The sequence below is a fragment of the Streptomyces sp. NPDC053069 genome (genome assembly GCF_044546895.1).
Lineage (GTDB): Bacteria > Actinomycetota > Actinomycetes > Streptomycetales > Streptomycetaceae > Streptomyces.
Genome location: NZ_JBITZN010000017.1, coordinates 40174 through 57531 on the forward strand (window position 1 = coordinate 40174; position 17358 = coordinate 57531).

Sequence of the window (17358 nt, forward strand, 5' to 3'; positions counted from 1 at the left end):
TCACGTCCCCACGGAAAGGCCCCCGTTGAGCACTCCACCGCCTCCGCAGCCCGCGTACCAGCAGAACCCGTACCAGCAAGCCCCGCACCAGCAAAGCCCGTACCAGCAGAACCCGTACGAGCAGAGCCCCTACCAGCAGAACCCGTACCAGCAGCACCCCGCTGCCTACCAGCAAGCCCCCGGCGCGTACCCGCCCGCTCCGGGTATCGGGTGCGAGGTGTGCGGCGCGTCGCCCGCGGCGCCGGTGACGGTCCGCGGCCACCAGGGCATGCTGGTGGTCATGCGGCAGCTGCGGCGGCAGGGCACCTTCTGCCACACCTGCGCGCTCGCCGTCTTCCGGAAGATGCAGTCGGACACGCTGGCGCAGGGGTGGTGGGGTCCGATGTCGTTGTTCATCACGCCCATCACGCTGCTGATCAACCTCTTCGCCCTGGCCAAGATCCGGAAGCTCCCCGCACCGGTCGCCCCCCAGGGCCCCGGACTGGACCCGGGCCGCCCGGTGTTCGGACGCCCGATGGGAATGGTGGGTCTCGTCCCGCTCATCGGCTTCGCATCGCTGGTGCTGCTCGTACTCATCGGGATGGCGGCCGGCTGACGCCGGCGCCGGTCAGGCGGCGTCGGCCGCGTCCAGCACCCGCCGCCACTCGGCCACGGCCTTTGGCGAAACCGGCCCCTCCCACCCGGAGGGCCGCGCCGCCCCACCGATGTGGAAGGCGTGGACACCGGCACCCCGCAGCCGCGGCACGTGCTCCAGGCGCAGGCCGCCGCCCACCAGGAGCTGCTGCTCGTACCCCGGCTCGCCCCGCCGCTCCGCCTCGGCGAGCAGCGTCGGCAGGCCCTCGTCCACGCCGTCGGCGGCGCCCGCGGTGAGGTAGGTGTCGAGGCCGGGCAGGTCGGCGAGCTGCTTGCGCAGGGCGTCGCGGTCGGCGGCCCGGTCGATCGCCCGGTGGAAGGTCCACGCGCAGCCGTCCAGCGCGCGGACCACCCGCTCGACGGCCGCCAGGTCGACCGCGCCGTCCGCGTCGAGGAAACCGAGGACGAACTGGTCGGCGCCGGCCTCGCGCAGCTCGCCGGCCACCCGGACCAGGCGGTCCACGTCACCGGCCGCGAACCCGTCCGCGAGGCGGAGCATGACGCGCAGGTCGATGTCGACGGCGGCCCGGATCCGGGCGACGGTGGCGGGCGCGGGGCTGAGCCCGTCGGCCGCCATGTCGGTGACCAGCTCCAGGCGGTCCGCGCCTCCGGCCTGGGCGGCGACCGCGTCCTCGACGTCGAGCGCGATCACCTCCAGGACTGCACGCTTGCTCATGGCACCCCATTCATCGGCGGCTACAGGTCTAGTCCAATTCAAGACTACGCCGGTTCCGTACCCGCCCGGGCCACCGCTCACCCGAAGATGTTCAGCTCCCCCTCCGCCGCGCCCACCAGCTCGTACGCCGCCCCGTTCACCGGCCGCCCCGCGTACAGCCGTACGAGTGTGGCCGCGTCGCCGATGTACCGCGCGGGCGGCCCCGCCGCCACCGCCGCCCCGAGCCGCAGCGGTTCGTCCACGTCGTCGAGGTCGGCGTGCAGCGGCAGGTGCTCCTTCTCCCGGGTGATCCGGGCCAGCAGGATCAGCGCGTCCGGCAGTCCGGCCCCCGCGTACGCCCCCGGCTCACCGAAGACGTCCCGGACGTCACCGGCGTGCACCCACTCCCCCAGCGCGATCCTGTCCAGCACCCCGCCCGCCTTGGCGATCACCGGTCCGGCCTCGGTCATCCCGCGCTCCAGCTCGTCCACCACCTGCGCGTTGGTCCACTCCGCGCGCTCGGCGATGTCCCGGTCGTTGGACTCGGGCGAGAACACGCCCTTCTCGAACCGGCTCTCCACCACCCGCATCAGCGCCGCCGAACAGTGCGCCAGCACATCCCGCACCGACCACCCCGGACACGCGGCGGTCGGCAGCGCGAAGTCCGCGTCCGGCCGCGAACGCAGCAGCGGTATCAGGGCGTCCCGCTCGGCAACGAGCAGCCGGCCGGGGAGTTCGGGGTCCCGTACTTCCTGTAGATCAGTCATGGGGCCACGCTAGGTGCACCGGACCACGCGGCGGGAGAATGTCGGCATGGCCGATCTCGACGATCTGCGTTCCCGCTGGCTGCACGCCCTGCTCGCGGTACGGGACGACGACTCCTGCGCACCGGACCCGTACCGGTACGCCGATGCCCTGCTGCGCCGCTGGCAGGAGCCCCAGCGCCGGTACCACACCGTCGAGCATCTGGCGGCGGTGCTCGACCGCATCGACGTGCTCGAAAAATATGCGGACGACCCGAACGTCGTACGCCTGGCCGCCTGGTTCCACGACGCCGTCTATCTGCCCGAGCGGTCGACGAACGAGGAACGCTCCGCCCGCCTCGCCGAACGCGCCCTGCCCGAGGCCGGCGTCCCGCAGCACAGGGCCGCGGAGGTGGCGCGGCTGGTCCGGCTCACCGTCACGCACGACCCGGCCGACGACGACCGCGACGGCCAGGTGCTCTGTGACGCCGACCTCGCGATCCTGGCCGCGCCTCCGTCGGCGTACGCCGCCTACACCGCCGAGATTCGCGAGGAGTACCACTTCGTGCCGAACGACGCCTTCCGGCAGGGACGTACGGCGGTTCTCCGCCAGCTCCTCGATCTGCCGAGGCTGTTCCGCACCCCGTACGGCCGCGAGCACTGGGAGGCCACCGCCCGCTACAACCTCTCCGGCGAGCTGGAAATGCTGTCGACCTGAGGCAAGGCGCCCCCTAGGGTTCGCCCCATGCGACCGATAAACGGGGATGATGTGATCGAGGCCGTGGCGGGCTGCACGGCGGCTCTGCGCCAGGCGGTCGACCGGGACTGGGGTGCCGTACGGGCCGGGCGGCTGGAGTGGGACTGCCATGCCACCGCGGTCCATGTCGCCGACGATCTGATCGCCTACGCCGCCAACCTGGCCGGACGCGCGCAGGACGACTACGTCCCCTTCGAGTTGACCCTGGACGAGGGCACGGACAACGCGGGTCTGCTGCACGTGATCGAAACGACCGGCGCGCTGCTCGCCGCCGCCGTCCGCACCGCCCCGCCCGGTGTCCGCGCCTTCCACCCCTACCCCTTCCGCAGCGCCGACGCGCAGGGCTTCGCGGCGATGGGCATCGCCGAGGCGCTGCTGCACACGCACGACATGGCCGAGGGGCTGGGGATCGGCTACGAGCCGCCGGCCGACCTCGTCGCATCCCTCCTGGCCTGCCTCTTCCCGCACGTCCAGCCCGGCCCCGCGCCCTGGCCGACCCTGCTGTGGGCCACCGGTCGCGGTGAGCTGCCCGGCCGCGCCCCGGTCACCGAGTGGCGCTGGAACAACAACCTCGTCATCCCGGCCGAGCGCGTCACCCTGGTCGGCGTCCGCCCGGCCGCCGCCGATGATCTGCGGCTCGGCGGCGACGGTGGCTTCACCTGGCTCGACGGCGGGCCGTACGAGGGCACCCGGGAGGCCGCCTCCTTCCTGCTGAAGGCGTACGAAGCCGGCGTCCACCGCCCGGAGTTCGGGGTCTTCGCACTGGTCCGGCACGAGGACGGCCGCGCGGTCGGCGGCATCGGCTTCCACGGCATCCCGGACGAGGACGGCCGGGTGGAGATCGGCTACGACCTCGTCGAGGGCGCCCGCGGCCAGGGATACGCGACGGAGGCGCTGCGCACCCTGGCCGACTGGGCGCTGGCCCGTGCGGACGTCGGCTCTCTCTTCGCGACCGTCGAGCGGGGCAACACCGCCTCGCAGGCCGTGGTCGGCCGGGCCGGGTTCGTCCGGGTGAGCGAGGAGGGCGACACGGGCGAGGAGCTGGCCTACGAACTGCGCCGCTGAACGAGCCCCTTCGACCGTCTACGGACTGCGCCGCTGAACGAGCCCCTTGCGCCGGCGCAGGCCCGAGTCCGTCAGCAGCCGCACCACCTCGCGGCTGCTGACCTCCACCGCTCCGGCGGCCACCGCGTCCGCGTACCGGTGCGACGGAAGGTCGTAGTGATCGCGCTCGAAGGCCCGCCGGGGAACGCCCAACCGCTCGGCGAACAGATGCAGTTCGTCGTACGACACATCGCTGACCAGGTGCGACCACATGCGGCCGTGTCCGGGCCAGGCGGGCGGGTCGATGTACAGCGTCACGACGAGGTCATTCCGCCCGTCGCCGTACCCAGCGAGCCCACGGCCGCGACCTTCACGCCCGCCTTGGTGCACACCCAGTGCGGGTCGGGGCCCAGCTCGGGCTCCACGTCCAGCGCGTGCGGGTCGCCGGAACCGCACACCGGGCACAGCGGCCAGCGGCCGTACCGCTCCAGCAGCGCGTCCTGGACGTCCTGCGCGACCAGCCCGGCGACATAGGCGGCGCCGTCCGGCCACTGCTCGACCCACCAGCGCCGCTCCGCGACGGAGTCCTCGACCAGCGACACCACGTCCGCCTCCGCCACCTGGCCCGCGACGAGGTCGGCGAGCACCAGGGCGCGCGCGGCATGCAGGGCCTGCTCAAGAGGACTGGGTTCCATACAACTCATTGTGCGCACTCTTGACCAAGACGCCGAACCGAAAATATCTTTCATTCGTGACCCAGGACGTGAAGGAAATTTTCGGCAGTCCGGGCGGTTCCCTCGCCGCCAAGGTGCGCACCCTCGCCCCTTCCATGACCCGGTCCATGCAGCGCGTGGCGGAGGCCGTCGCGAGCGACCCGGCCGGCTGCGCCGCCCTCACGGTCACCGGCCTCGCCGAACTCACCGGAACCAGCGAGGCCACCGTCGTACGCACCGCCCGCCTGCTCGGCTACCCCGGCTACCGGGATCTGCGCCTCGCCCTCGCCGGGCTCGCCGCACAGCAGCAGTCCGGGCGCGCGCCCGCGATCACGACCGACATCGCGGTGGACGACCCCATCGCCGACGTCGTCGCCAAGCTCGCCTACGAGGAGCAGCAGACCCTCGCCGACACGGCCGCCGGCCTCGACACCGCCCAGCTGGACGCCGCCGTCGGCGCGCTGGCCGGCGCCCGGCGTACCGATGTGTACGGCATAGGGGCGTCCGGGCTCGTCGCCCAGGACCTCACCCAGAAGCTGCTCCGCATAGGCCTCATAGCCCACGCCCACAGCGATCCGCACCTCGCGGTGACCAACGCGGTGCAGCTCCGCTCGGGCGACGTGGCGATCGCCATCACCCACTCCGGCTCGACGGGGGACGTCATCGAGCCGCTGCGGGTCGCGTTCGAGCACGGGGCCACGACCGTGGCCATCACCGGCCGGCCCGACTCGCCGGTCACCCAGTACGCCGACCACGTACTGACCACGTCCACCTCACGGGAGAGCGAGCTGCGACCGGCCGCGATGTCCTCGCGGACGAGTCAACTGCTCGTGGTGGACTGCTTGTTCGTGGGAGTGGCCCAGCGGACCTACGAGACGGCGGCACCCGCTCTGGCCGCGTCGTACGAGGCGCTGGCTCATCGGCATCGCACCAGCCCCAGGTGAATCACCTCGGCATCGCCTCGGGGTGAGCAACAGCACGCACAACGGCACCCAGACCTGAGAGAGCCACCCCCCATGACCTCCTCTGACCTGCGTCGTCACTTGGCCTCCCTGACCACCGAAGCCTTCCGGCCGGAGCTGGCCGACATCGATCGTCTGCCCACCCTCGACATCGCCCGTCTGATGAACGGTGAGGACGCGGGCGTACCCGCTGCCGTCGCCGCCCAGCTGCCCCGCATCGCCGCCGCCATCGACGCCCTCGCGGAACGGATGGCGCGCGGCGGGCGGCTGGTCTACGCCGGCGCGGGCACCGCCGGCCGGCTCGGTGTACTGGACGCCTCCGAGTGCCCGCCCACCTTCAACACCGATCCCGCCCAGGTCGTCGGCCTGATCGCGGGCGGCCCGGAGGCGATGGTCACCTCCGTCGAGGGCGCGGAGGACTCGCCCGAGCTGGCCCGCCAGGACCTGGACGCACTGAAGCTCACCCCTGACGACACGGTCGTCGGTATCTCCGCCTCCGGCCGCACCCCCTATGCGATCGGTGCCGTCGAGCACGCCCGCGCCCTGGGCGCGCTGACCATCGGCCTGGCCTGCAACGAGCACAGCGCGCTCGCGGCGGCGGCCGAGCACGGCATCGAGGTCGTGGTCGGCCCCGAACTGGTCACCGGCTCGACCCGGCTGAAGGCCGGCACGGCGCAGAAGCTCGTCCTCAACATGCTGTCCACGATCACGATGATCCGGCTCGGCAAGACCTACGGGAACCTGATGGTCGACGTCCGCGCGTCGAACGACAAACTCCGGGCCCGCTCCCGCCGGATCGTCTCCCTGGCCACGGGCGCGCCGGACGACGAGATCGAGCGGGCCCTCACCGAGTCCGGCGGCGAGGTGAAAAACGCGATCCTGGCGCTGCTCGCCGGCGTCGACGGCCCCACGGCCGCCCGCCTTCTGGAGGAGTCCGGCGGCCATCTGCGTGCCGCGCTGGCGCACACGGCCCGCTGACCCGCACGCTCGGGGCGTGCGCAACGACCCCGTCTCCACCGCGACCGCCATCCTGACCCGGGTCGGCGGCCCGGCCAACGTCACCTCCGTGGCCCACTGCATGACCCGCCTACGGCTGACCCTCGCCGACCCGGCGGCGGCGGACGAGGCGCAGCTGCGCGCCCTGCCCGGTGTCCTCGGGGTGGTGTCCGACGGCCCCACCTGCCAGATCGTGCTCGGCCCCGGACTGGTCGACGAGGTCACCGGTGAGGTGGAGGCACGGATCACCGCCGCACGGCCGGGGGACGGCCGGGCACGGTTGCCGGAGAAGGAGAAAGAGGAGGCCAAGGAGGGGGAGAAGGAGGGAGAGAAGGAAGGGGCGGCGGCGGACCGCGGGGCTCGGTTGAAGGAGGAGCTGCGGCGGCGGAACGCCACCCCGTTCAAGACCGCCCTGCGCCGCGTCGCGAACGTCTTCGTGCCGCTGATCCCCGCCCTGATCGGCTGCGGAGTCCTCGCCGGGCTGGACGGTCTGCTGGTGAATGCCGGCTGGCTGCCCGGCCTGACCCCCGCACTGTCCGCCATCGCCTCCGCCTTCCTGGCGCTGATCGCCGTGTTCGTCGGCCACCACACGGCCAGGGAGTTCGGCGGCACCCCGGTGCTCGGCGCCGCGGTCGCCGCCGTCGTCGTGTATCCGGGCGTGGCGAAGGTGACGGCGTTCGGGACACATCTGGCGCCCGGACAGGGCGGGGTGCTCGGCGCGCTCGCGGCGGCGCTGCTGGCGACGCGGGTGGAGAAGTGGTGCCGGGGCAGGGTCCCCGGAGCCCTGGACGTACTGCTCACCCCCACGGTCACCGTGCTCGTCCCCGGGCTGGTGACGCTGTACGGCCTGATGTACGCGGCCGGCGCGGTGGCGACGGCGATCGGCACGGCGGCGAACTGGCTCCTCGCGACCGCCGGAGCCGCGGCCGGACTCGTCCTGGGCGGCCTCTTCCTCCCGCTGGTGATGCTGGGCCTGCACCAGGCCCTCATCCCCATCCACACCACCCTCATCGAACAGCGGGGCTACACCGTCCTGCTCCCCCTGCTGGCCATGGCGGGCGCGGGCCAGGTGGGCGCGGCGCTCGCGGTGTACGTCCGTCTGCGCCACGACGTCGCCCTGCGCACGACGATCCGCTCCGCGCTCCCGGCCGGGCTGCTGGGCGTCGGCGAGCCCCTGATCTACGGCGTCTCGCTCCCCCTCGGCCGGCCGTTCCTGACGGCCTGCGCGGGCGGCGCGGCGGGCGGGGCGTTCGTCGGCTTCTTCGCGATGCTCGGCACCCAGGTGGGAGCGACGGCGATCGGACCGTCGGGCTGGGCCCTGTTCCCGCTGCTGACGGGGAGCCGGGGCCCGGCGGTCGCGGCGGCGATCTACGCGGGCGGACTTCTGACCGGATACGCGGTCGGCTTCACGGCGACGTACCTCTTCGGCTTCCCGCGCCGGCGCAGGTCTGCCCATGGGGCGGTCCCCTTCTCGGCCGTGGGGCGCTACCGTCGAGCTGCCGGCACCGGTCGGCGTCACACTGGACACGGGAATCCGAAGGACTGCGCGGACCGACCATGAACCACGCCCAGCTCGCCGCTCTCGGACGGGCCCTCCGGTTGCTCGGGGAGCACGGGGAGACGGTGACCGCCGACACTCCGGATGCCCGGTTGCACGAGATCAAGGCCGATCTGCGCAGGGCGCTCGATCTGCTGGACGAGAGTGTCGCCTCCAGCGCGCCGAGCACCCGGTGCGCCGAGCATCCGCAAGGACCCGTCGACGAGAGCGCGCCCGATCTGTGTCTGCTCTGCGAGACCCGGCGGCGCGCCGCTCGGCGGTCGGAGTTCCAGGGCCGGCCGGGGCCGGCGCAGCCGGTGCCCACCGCGCCGTCCCGCTACGGCGTGCGCGCCGACCGGCCCCAGCCGCAGCAGCGCTGGCTGCCGGAGGCGTGGAACGGGCAGGAGTGGCAGCTGTGCGGGACACCGCGCAGGGACCGGCGCGACGCCGAGGCGTACCTCGCCGCGCAGCGGCGCGGATCGCGGCCCGCGATGGCCTACCGGCTCGTGCACGAGTTCACCGACTATGAGGTGCTGCGGGTGTGGGGCACCCCCGTGCATGTCGACATCGAGCCCATGGGCAACCTGTAGACGTCAGGCCGGCAAGGGCAACGGCGGGAAGTCATACCCCTCCCACAGGGCCCTGCTGCGCTCCTCCGGGTACGGCGCCACCGTCGGCTCCGCGTCCAGGATCTGCACCAGGCGGGACCGGGGGTCGTACTCCGGCCAGCCGGGATCGCCGGTCCGGGCGAACGACGTCCAGGCACCTCTCATGAACGCTGACAGCCGCTCCGCCTCCGGTGTGGGCCGCCCGCCGGGGAAGAAGCGGCCGTCGGGGTCCGCGCCGTACGTGCCGAAGAGCAGCGGGACGTCCAGGGCGTGGCAGGCACCCAGCAGGCCGTCGCTGCCGGGGGCGGGCCAGGTCAGTTCACAGACGTGGGCGCGGCCGCCGCCCGTGTGCTGGGCCTCCGCGAGGCGCAGACTCGGCAGCGCGAACAGCCAGTCGGTCTGGACGCGCTCGTAGAGCTGCTCCGGGGTGGCGTCGGGGAAGGCCGATCGGTAGGCGCTCTCGCCCGCCTCGCCGCCCGGTGCGTACAACCGCAGGGTCGCTCTCGCGAGGTCGTCCGTGATCTTGCCGAGTCGGCCGGACATGACCAGGAACAGGCGGTACTCGTCGCGGTTGTGACCGACGAGCAGCTCCACCTCCCGCGCGGCGCCGGAGGCGAGCGCCTGCCAGGGGGTGCGGGGGAGGATGTCGCCGTCGACGACCGGGGCGAAGGGAACGGTGGTGGGGGCCGCCTGGCCCCACCGGGTGGCGTGCCGGGGCATCTGCGGGCCCAGCGCCGCACCCGCTTCGACGAGCTGCTGCGGGTCCACCGCCGCCAGGTCGGCCGCCGTGGGCTCACGGCCCGCCTCCGCCGCCAGGGCGGCCGCGATGTCGCGGGCCAGATCGGCGGAGAAGAACGTACCGGGCACGCTCTGGGCCACCGCGCGGCGGAACAGGCCCCGGGCACGGGGCATCGCCAGCAGTGAGGCGATGGAGCCGGCGCCCGCCGACTCGCCGAAGACCGTCACCCGGTCGGGATCGCCGCCGAACGCGGCGATGTTCTCCTGCACCCATTGCAGGGCCGCCACCTGGTCCAGCAGGCCGCGGTTGGCGGGTGCGCCGTCCCAGAGGGCGAAACCCTCCATGCCCAGGCGGTAGTTGAAGGTGACGACCACGACGTCGCCTTCGCGGGCCAGGTGCTGCGCGTCGTAGCCGGGCTGGCCGGCGTGGCCCGTTCTGAACGCGCCGCCGTGGATCCACACCATCACCGGGCGGGCGGCGGACGGGTCCGGGCCCGGGGTCCAGACGTTGACCGTGAGCCATCCCTCGTCCTGCGCGGCGAGCCGGTCCGTACGGCCCAGGATGCCGGACTCCTGCGGGGGCGGCGGGCCGAACGCGTACGCCTCCCGGGTGCCGTCCCAGGGGCGGGGCGGGCGCGGGGCCTGGAAGCGGGCCGCGCCGACGGGGGGTTCGGCGAACGGTATGCCCCGGAACACCGACAGGCCCTGCTCCGTGAGGCCGCGCACCGCGCCGGAGGCGGTGCGCACCACGGGGCCGTCGGTGTCCGGGGCGCCGGTCTCCCGGGCCCGCGACTCGCTCGTCGTCATACTCGCTCCTCACTGGTCGTCAGAGGAACGTACGGCGGCGGCCACAAGTGCCCCACCGGCGCGAGGACTTCGAGGGAGGAATTCGGGAGACGGATTCGGGAGACGGATTCGGGAGGGAATTCAGCTGAGCGTCTTCAGCGAGGCCGCGTCGTAGGGCTTCAGCTCGTCGAAACGGTCGGAGAGCACCTTGGCCGCCCACTCCGGGTCCTGCAGCAGCGCGCGGCCCACGGCGACCATGTCGAACTCGTCGGCCTCCAGACGGTCGAGGAGGTTGTCGATGCCCTTGACCGGGGAGCCCTCGCCCTGGAAGGCGTTGATGAAGTCGCCGTCGAGGCCGACCGAGCCGACGGAGATGACCTGCTTGCCGGTGAGCTTCTTCGTCCAGCCGGCCAGGTTCAGGTCCGAGCCGTCGAACTCCGGCAGCCAGTAGCGGCGGGTGGAGGCGTGGAAGACGTCGACGCCGGCCGCGGCGAGCGGGGTCAGGATGGCCTCCAGCTCCTCGGGGGTCTCGGCGAGCCGGGCGGTGTAGTCCTGCTGCTTCCACTGCGAGTAGCGGAAGAGGATCGGGAACTCCGTGGAGACCGCCTCGCGGACCGCCGCCACGATCTCCGCGGAGAACTTCGTACGGGCCACCGGGTCCCCGCCGTAGGCGTCGGTGCGCCGGTTCGTGCCCTCCCACAGGAACTGGTCGAGGAGGTAGCCGTGGGCGCCGTGGATCTCCACGCCGTCGAAGCCGATGCGCTCGGCGTCGGCGGCGGCCTCGGCGAACGCGCCGATCACGGCGTCCAGGTCCTTCTGGGTCATCGCCTTGCCCGTGGGCTCGGCACCCGCGGTGACCAGGCCGGAGGGGCCGACGGCCGGGGCGTCCGGGAAGGGGGCGTCGCCCTGCTTGCGGACCATGCCGATGTGCCACAGCTGCGGCACGATGGTGCCGCCCGCCGCGTGTACGTCCTCGGCGACCCTGGCCCAGCCCGCGAGCTGCTCCTCGCCGTGGAACCGGGGCACGCGGTCGCTCTGCCCGGCCGACTCGTGGCCGACGTACGTCCCCTCGGTGACGATCAGCCCGACACCGGCGGCAGCGCGGCGGGCGTAGTAGGAGCGCACGTCCTCGCCGGGGATGCCGCCCGGGGAGAACATACGGGTCATCGGCGCCATCACGATCCGGTTCGGAACGGTGAGACCGTTGAGCGCGATCGGGCGGGACAGGACCTGGGCCGCGCGGGAGGCGGGAGTCGTGACGGTCACGGGAGGGGCTCCTCAGAAGCAGGGCTTACCGACTGGTATGTGCATGCGCATTGTTGCACCGACTGAAGCAACGCCATAGGACCCATCCCACATTCCCCGACGGCACCCCAAAGTATGTCCACATCAAGTATCTTGACGTCGAGATTGATTGGACGGCAGGACAGCGGGACTGCAGGAACGGGGGCTGGACATGCGCCGGGGCAGGCGGGAAAAGGGCAGCGGGGACGGGCTGATCGCGCAGCTGCGGCAGCCACCGGGCGGGCGGGACGCGCGGATCATGCTGCTCGCGCAGTGCGTGGACCGGACCGGTACGGGTGTGTGGGCCGCGGCGTCCGTGCTCTACTTCACCTTCGTGAGCGGGCTGGACGCCGGCCGGCTCGGACTGCTGCTGGGCGTGGGCGCAGTCGCCGGGATCGCCGGGTCACCGCTCGCCGGACGGGCTGCCGAGCGGCTGCCCGTACGTCACCTCCTGATCGGCTGCCATCTGCTGCGCCTGGGCACGATGGTCCTGCTGCTGGTCGCCGACGACCTCGTCACCCTGCTGCCCGTGGTCGCGCTCACCAGCCTGGGAGAGCGAGCGGCCAAGACGCTGGAGATGCTCTTCGCCACCCGGGCCGCGGGTGAGCGGCGGACCACCTACCAGGCACTGTTCCGCAGCGTGGCCAACGCCGGTTACGCCGTCGGCGCGGGCATCGCCGCGCTCGGCCTCGGCGTGGGCACCCCGAACGCCTACCGCGCGCTGATCCTGGCCAACGCGCTCTCCTACGTCCTGGCCGCCGCGCTGGTCTGGCAGACCCGGGAACCGGCAGGCCACGGCCTGGTCGTGGCACACAGCAACAACAGCACCAGCACCTCTGAGGCACCGGGGCCCTCCACTCCCACCCCCTGGCGTGACCCCGGCTACCTGTTCTTCGTCCTGCTCGACATCCCGATGAACCTGGACGACTCCGTTCTCAACGTCGGGCTGCCGCTGTGGCTGGTGCACCACACCAGCGCGCCGCACGCGGTCGTCCCCGCGTTCCTGGTGGTCAACACCGTGCTGGTCGTGGTCCTGCAGCTGCGGGTCTCGGCATGGGCCGAGGGCCCGCGCAGGGCGGCTGCCGCAGTGGGCTGGTACGGCGTGACGCTGCTCGCCTGCTGCCTCGTACTGGCGACCGCCACCGGTGGCGCGGCATGGTCGGCCTCACTCGCCATGCTCGCGGCCGCGCTGCTGGTCACCCTGGCCGAACTGCTGCGCTCGGTGAGTTCCTGGGAGCTGGCGGTCGTCCTGGCGCCGCCGCGTGCCCGGGCTTCCTATCTGGGCGTGGCCGGGATGGCGCAGTCGGTGCAGAAGTCGGTGGGGCCCCTGCTGCTGACCGGCGCGGTGATGACGGCCGGTCCGGTGGGCTGGCTGGCGCTCGGTGCGGCCGTCACCGGGCTGAGCGTGGTGCAACGGCAGGCCGGCCTGCGGCGGATGGCGGCTCTCGCCGCGCCGGCGAGCGACTCCCGGACACGCCCGAGGGCGGCACTCCCTGCCACTGACAGGGAGTGCCGCCCTCGGTAAGGACGTTGATCAACCGGAGGCCGGAGCCCCGGGGTCGATCAGAAGTCCATGTCACCGCCCGGCATGCCGCCGCCGGCCGGCGCGGCGGCCTTCTCCGGCTTGTCGGCGATGACGGCCTCGGTGGTGAGGAACAGCGCGGCGATGGAGGCGGCGTTCTGCAGCGCGGAACGGGTCACCTTCGCCGGGTCGATGATGCCCTCGGCGACCAGGTCGACGTACTCACCGGTCGCGGCGTTCAGGCCGTGGCCCGGGGTCAGGTTGCGCACCTTCTCCACCACGACGCCGCCCTCGAGGCCGGCGTTGACGGCGATCTGCTTCAGCGGGGCCTCCAGCGCGATGCGCACGGCGTTGGCGCCGGTCGCCTCGTCACCGTCGAGCTCCAGCTTCTCGAAGACCTGGGAGGCCTGCAGCAGGGCCACGCCACCACCGGCGACGATGCCCTCCTCGACGGCGGCCTTGGCGTTGCGGACGGCGTCCTCGATGCGGTGCTTGCGCTCCTTGAGCTCCACCTCGGTGGCGGCACCGGCCTTGATGACCGCGACGCCGCCGGCGAGCTTCGCCAGGCGCTCCTGCAGCTTCTCGCGGTCGTAGTCCGAGTCGCTGTTCTCGATCTCGGCGCGGATCTGGTTGACGCGGCCGTTGACCTGCTCGGAGGAGCCGGCACCGTCGACGATGGTGGTCTCGTCCTTGGTGATGACGACCTTGCGGGCGCGGCCCAGGAGGTCCAGGGTCGCGTTCTCCAGCTTGAGGCCGACCTCCTCGGAGATGACCTCGCCGCCCGTGAGGATGGCGATGTCGCCGAGCATGGCCTTGCGGCGGTCGCCGAAGCCCGGGGCCTTGACGGCGACGGACTTGAAGGTGCCGCGGATCTTGTTGACGACCAGGGTCGACAGGGCCTCGCCCTCGACGTCCTCGGCGATGATCAGCAGCGGCTTGCCCGACTGCATGACCTTCTCCAGGAGCGGGAGCAGGTCCTTGACCGAGGAGATCTTGGAGTTGGCGATGAGGATGTACGGGTCCTCCAGCACCGCCTCCATGCGCTCCATGTCGGTCGCGAAGTAGGCGGAGATGTAGCCCTTGTCGAAGCGCATGCCCTCGGTGAGCTCCAGCTCCAGACCGAAGGTGTTGCTCTCCTCGACGGTGATGACGCCTTCCTTGCCGACCTTGTCCATGGCCTCGGCGATCAGCTCGCCGATCTGGGTGTCGGCGGCGGAGATGGACGCGGTGGAGGCGATCTGCTCCTTGGTCTCGACGTCCTTCGCCTGCTCCAGCAGGGCGGCGGAGACGGCCTCGACGGCCTTCTCGATACCGCGCTTCAGGGCCATCGGGTTGGCACCGGCGGCGACGTTGCGCAGACCCTCCTTGACCAGGGCCTGGGCGAGCACGGTCGCGGTGGTCGTACCGTCACCGGCGACGTCGTCCGTCTTCTTGGCGACTTCCTTGACCAGCTCGGCGCCGATCTTCTCGTACGGGTCCTCGAGCTCGATCTCCTTGGCGATGGAGACACCATCGTTGGTGATCGTGGGGGCGCCCCACTTCTTCTCGAGGACGACGTTGCGGCCCTTGGGGCCGAGCGTCACCTTGACGGCGTCCGCGAGCTGGTTCATGCCGCGCTCGAGGCCGCGCCGCGCCTCCTCGTCGAACGCGATGATCTTGGCCATGTGAAGTGGTCCCTCCAGGACTGGGGGTGATTCCTTCGGACCGCGCCCGCGCCCGCGACGGACGGCTCGCCGACCACGTGGTTCCTTGCCCCACTTGGCCTGCGGGCCTCACCGACCCGGTCCTTCACTGTCACTCTCACCTTCAGAGTGCTAACGCCAATGATTAGCACTCGGCATGGTCGAGTGCAAGCGGCTCAGCGGGATCAGCCTGGGGCGAACGGGGGCACCCCGGACACGGCGAAGGGCCCGCACCCTGTCCGAGGTGCGGGCCCTTCGTGCGAAAAACGTTCAGGCGGTGACGCGAACCATGTCGGCCTGCGGGCCCTTCTGGCCCTGCGAGATCTCGAACTCGACCCGCTGGCCCTCTTCCAGGGTGCGGTAGCCGTCCATCTGAATCGCGCTGTAGTGGACGAAGACGTCCGCACCACCGTCGACCGCGATGAAGCCGTACCCCTTCTCCGCGTTGAACCACTTGACGGTGCCCTGAGCCATGCCTAACTCCCCTATTACTGGCCCTTGCACAGATCCACACTTCGCGGACCCGGGTCAGACCTCACCCCCCATTGGTCGGGGGCGTGCGCCGGAACGCGTCGACCGCGGCTGAATGTATCTGCCCAACTGCCCTCTGCAACAGGTCAATCGGACGAGAATTCCGGACGCGAACGGTCCGGAATGTGGTGAGAATTCACCAGACTTCGGGGCAAGTCGGGCCCCGTAAAGGTTACAAATGCCGCATAAAACCCCCGCACTTTGGCTACTTCTTGCGGGGTCTGCGGCATGAAATCCAGGGCTTTCGACCCGGGGGCCGCGGCCAGGTTCCCCAACTGTACCGCGCTCAATCACGCAGAATTGCCCCCTCCGCTTCTCTCACGGAGGGGGCAATTCCATGAACAATGGGTAACTGAGGTTACCCAAGGTAACGATCAGCCGCCGGCGACCGCCGGAATGATGGAGACACCGGCGCCGTCCGGGGTGGCGGTCTGAAGGCCCTGCTCGAAGCGGACGTCGTCGTCGTTGACGTAGACGTTGACGAAACGGCGCAGCTTGCCCTGGTCGTCCAGGACGCGCGCGGCGATCCCGGTGTGGTTCTTCTCCAGGTCCTCGATGACCTCGGCGAGGGTCGCACCCTCGGCGGCGACCTCGGCCCGGCCGCCGGTGTAGGTGCGCAGGATGGTGGGGATGCGAACGGTCACGCTCATGCGAGGCCAGCCTCTCGGAAGGAGTCCAGGGTCGGGCGGATGGTGGCGGTGACGCCGGTCCCGGCCACCGCGTCGAGGGTCTTCAGGCCGTCGCCGGTGTTGAGGACGACCGTGGTCTTCGCCGGGTCCAGGACGCCGTCCTTGAGCAGCTTGCGGGTGACGCCGACGGTCACCCCGCCCGCCGTCTCCGCGAAGATGCCCTCGGTGCGGGCCAGCAGCTTGATCGCGTCGACGACTTCCTCGTCCGTGACGTCCTCCACGGCACCGCCGGTGCGCCGGGCGATGTCCAGGACGTAGGGGCCGTCGGCCGGGTTGCCGATCGCGAGGGACTTGGCGATGGTGTTCGGCTTCTGGGGCCGTACGACGTCGTGGCCGGCCTTGAAGGCCGTCGACACCGGGGAGCAGCCCTCGGCCTGCGCGCCGAAGATCTTGTACGGCTTGTCCTCGACCAGGCCGAGCTTGATCAGCTCCTGCAGACCCTTGTCGATCTTCGTGAGCTGAGAGCCGGAGGCGATCGGGACCACGATCTGGTCGGGCAGCCGCCAGCCCAGCTGCTCGCAGATCTCGTACGCGAGGGTCTTGGAGCCCTCCGCGTAGTAGGGCCGCAGGTTGACGTTGACGAAGCCCCAGCCCTCGCCGGCCGGGTCGCCGATCAGCTCGGAGCAGAAGCGGTTCACGTCGTCGTAGTTGCCCTCGATGCCGACCAGCTCGCCGCCGTAGACCGCGGCCATGACGACCTTGCCCTGCTCCAGGTCGTGCGGGATGAACACACAGGAGCGGAAGCCGGCCCGGGCGGCGGCGGCGCCGACGGCACCGGCCAGGTTGCCGGTGGAGGAGCAGCTCAAGGTCGTGAAGCCGAAGGCGCGGGCGGCCTCCAGGGCCTGGGCGACCACGCGGTCCTTGAAGGAGTGCGTCGGGTTGCCGGAGTCGTCCTTGATGAACAGGCCGCCGCTGACACCGAGTTCACGGGCGAGGTTGTCGGCCTTGACGAGGTGGGTCCAGCCCGGGTTCAGGTTCGGCTTGTCGGCCACGTCGGCCGGGACGGGCAGCAGCGGCGCGTAGCGCCAGATGTTCGCGGGACCCGCCTCGATACGGCGGCGCAGCTCTTCGGTGTCGTAGCCGGAGAAGTCGTAGGCGATCTCCAGCGGGCCGAAACACTCCTCGCAGGCGAACACCGGGCCGAGCGGGACGCGGTGACCGCACTCGCGACAGCTCAGGGCCGCGGCGGGACCGAGGTCGACGGTGGAACTGCTGGTGCTTGCAACTGTCTGCACAGCCATGGAGGCGAGGCCCTTTCTCCTCATCTTCCTCACGACGCATCTCGCCGTGAGACGGATTTGGCACCTTCCCTAGCCGGGAGCCTCGCCACGTCAACGTGACAAGAACCGACTGGAGGGTTGCCGGGGCTTCAACGGGCCGTGTCCCTCTGCCCCTCTGGATGAGCGGTATGCGGTTGTGGACGCCCCTGACCCCCGACATGCGATGGTCACCGGCGTTGTTCAAGACTGTAACCGACG

The 17358-nt window shown here is 71.6% G+C and carries 18 protein-coding genes and 1 riboswitch; of the genes, 8 read left to right on the forward strand and 10 right to left on the reverse strand.

Translation table 11 applies throughout. The annotated features are described in order from the left end of the window. Positions 1-25: 25 nt before the first annotated feature. Positions 26-595, forward strand: a complete 570-nt coding sequence (locus ACIGXP_RS32090; RefSeq protein ID WP_363213762.1) for a hypothetical protein — start codon at positions 26-28, stop codon at positions 593-595. A gap of 12 nt (positions 596-607) precedes the next feature. On the opposite strand, the gene ACIGXP_RS32095 is transcribed toward ACIGXP_RS32090, so the two are convergent. Both ACIGXP_RS32095 and ACIGXP_RS32100 read right to left on the reverse strand, forming a co-directional pair. Further along, the gene (locus tag ACIGXP_RS32095) at positions 608-1309 is read right to left on the reverse strand and encodes a copper homeostasis protein CutC (protein ID WP_363213761.1); all 702 of its coding nucleotides are present in this window, start codon (positions 1307-1309) and stop codon (positions 608-610) included. A gap of 77 nt (positions 1310-1386) precedes the next feature. Further along, positions 1387-2055, reverse strand: coding sequence for a maleylpyruvate isomerase family mycothiol-dependent enzyme (locus ACIGXP_RS32100; protein ID WP_399774351.1), 669 nt, complete (start codon positions 2053-2055; stop codon positions 1387-1389). Positions 2056-2101: 46 nt separating this feature from the next. On the opposite strand from ACIGXP_RS32100, the gene ACIGXP_RS32105 reads away from it, so the two are divergent. Both ACIGXP_RS32105 and ACIGXP_RS32110 read left to right on the forward strand, forming a co-directional pair. Further along, positions 2102-2749, forward strand: a complete 648-nt coding sequence (locus ACIGXP_RS32105) for a hypothetical protein (RefSeq protein WP_399774354.1) — start codon at positions 2102-2104, stop codon at positions 2747-2749. A 27-nt stretch (positions 2750-2776) separates the two neighbouring features. Then, positions 2777-3853: a GNAT family N-acetyltransferase gene (locus ACIGXP_RS32110; RefSeq protein ID WP_399774358.1), complete on the forward strand. Its 1077-nt coding sequence runs from the start codon at positions 2777-2779 to the stop codon at positions 3851-3853. An 18-nt stretch (positions 3854-3871) separates the two neighbouring features. On the opposite strand, the gene ACIGXP_RS32115 is transcribed toward ACIGXP_RS32110, so the two are convergent. Both ACIGXP_RS32115 and ACIGXP_RS32120 read right to left on the reverse strand, forming a co-directional pair. Then, entirely contained in the window at positions 3872-4150 is a 279-nt protein-coding gene (locus tag ACIGXP_RS32115) for a DUF4031 domain-containing protein (protein ID WP_363213757.1), read from the reverse strand. Further along, positions 4147-4527 (reverse strand): hypothetical protein, encoded by a 381-nt coding sequence (locus ACIGXP_RS32120; RefSeq protein WP_399774362.1) that lies wholly within the window; start codon positions 4525-4527, stop codon positions 4147-4149. The genes ACIGXP_RS32115 and ACIGXP_RS32120 overlap by 4 nt, the downstream gene beginning before the upstream one ends. A gap of 56 nt (positions 4528-4583) precedes the next feature. Here ACIGXP_RS32120 and ACIGXP_RS32125 point away from each other — a divergent pair, with 56 nt between their 5' ends. From ACIGXP_RS32125 to ACIGXP_RS32140, 4 genes are all read left to right on the forward strand, one after another. Further along, a complete protein-coding gene (locus ACIGXP_RS32125) occupies positions 4584-5489 on the forward strand; it encodes a MurR/RpiR family transcriptional regulator (RefSeq protein ID WP_363213755.1) in 906 nt (301 codons plus the stop codon). A gap of 72 nt (positions 5490-5561) precedes the next feature. Further along, a complete protein-coding gene (gene murQ, locus ACIGXP_RS32130; protein WP_399774365.1) occupies positions 5562-6485 on the forward strand; it encodes an N-acetylmuramic acid 6-phosphate etherase in 924 nt (307 codons plus the stop codon). Positions 6486-6501: 16 nt separating this feature from the next. Beyond that, positions 6502-8064, forward strand: a complete 1563-nt coding sequence (locus ACIGXP_RS32135) for a PTS transporter subunit EIIC (protein WP_399774368.1) — start codon at positions 6502-6504, stop codon at positions 8062-8064. Then, the gene (locus tag ACIGXP_RS32140) at positions 8061-8630 is read left to right on the forward strand and encodes a hypothetical protein (RefSeq protein WP_363213752.1); all 570 of its coding nucleotides are present in this window, start codon (positions 8061-8063) and stop codon (positions 8628-8630) included. The genes ACIGXP_RS32135 and ACIGXP_RS32140 overlap by 4 nt, the downstream gene beginning before the upstream one ends. Positions 8631-8633: 3 nt before the next feature. Here ACIGXP_RS32140 and ACIGXP_RS32145 read toward each other — a convergent pair whose 3' ends face one another. Both ACIGXP_RS32145 and ACIGXP_RS32150 read right to left on the reverse strand, forming a co-directional pair. Continuing rightward, positions 8634-10193 carry a carboxylesterase/lipase family protein gene (locus tag ACIGXP_RS32145; protein WP_399774371.1) on the reverse strand — a complete coding sequence of 520 codons (1560 nt, stop codon included), beginning with the start codon at positions 10191-10193 and terminating at the stop codon, positions 8634-8636. Positions 10194-10313: 120 nt separating this feature from the next. After that, the gene (locus ACIGXP_RS32150) at positions 10314-11438 is read right to left on the reverse strand and encodes an NADH:flavin oxidoreductase (RefSeq protein WP_399774374.1); all 1125 of its coding nucleotides are present in this window, start codon (positions 11436-11438) and stop codon (positions 10314-10316) included. Between the two features lie 190 nt (positions 11439-11628). Here ACIGXP_RS32150 and ACIGXP_RS32155 point away from each other — a divergent pair, with 190 nt between their 5' ends. Then, on the forward strand, positions 11629-12981 hold the full coding sequence (locus ACIGXP_RS32155; protein ID WP_399774376.1) for an MFS transporter: 1353 nt from the start codon (positions 11629-11631) through the stop codon (positions 12979-12981). A 38-nt stretch (positions 12982-13019) separates the two neighbouring features. Here the strand turns inward: ACIGXP_RS32155 and groL are convergent, their stop codons facing one another. The 4 genes from groL to thrC all read right to left on the reverse strand — a co-directional run bounded on the left by groL (position 13020) and on the right by thrC (position 17121). After that, complete coding sequence (gene groL, locus ACIGXP_RS32160) at positions 13020-14642, reverse strand: chaperonin GroEL (protein WP_363213748.1); 1623 nt, start codon at positions 14640-14642, stop codon at positions 13020-13022. A 288-nt stretch (positions 14643-14930) separates the two neighbouring features. Continuing rightward, the gene (locus tag ACIGXP_RS32165) at positions 14931-15134 is read right to left on the reverse strand and encodes a cold-shock protein (RefSeq protein WP_004986573.1); all 204 of its coding nucleotides are present in this window, start codon (positions 15132-15134) and stop codon (positions 14931-14933) included. Between the two features lie 431 nt (positions 15135-15565). Beyond that, entirely contained in the window at positions 15566-15841 is a 276-nt protein-coding gene (locus ACIGXP_RS32170; RefSeq protein WP_363213747.1) for a MoaD/ThiS family protein, read from the reverse strand. Further along, positions 15838-17121, reverse strand: a complete 1284-nt coding sequence (thrC, locus tag ACIGXP_RS32175; protein ID WP_399774380.1) for a threonine synthase — start codon at positions 17119-17121, stop codon at positions 15838-15840. Before thrC ends, ACIGXP_RS32170 begins: the two co-directional genes overlap by 4 nt. Positions 17122-17138: 17 nt before the next feature. Then, positions 17139-17286: riboswitch (SAM riboswitch) on the reverse strand. Between the last annotated feature and the right edge of the window lie 72 nt (positions 17287-17358).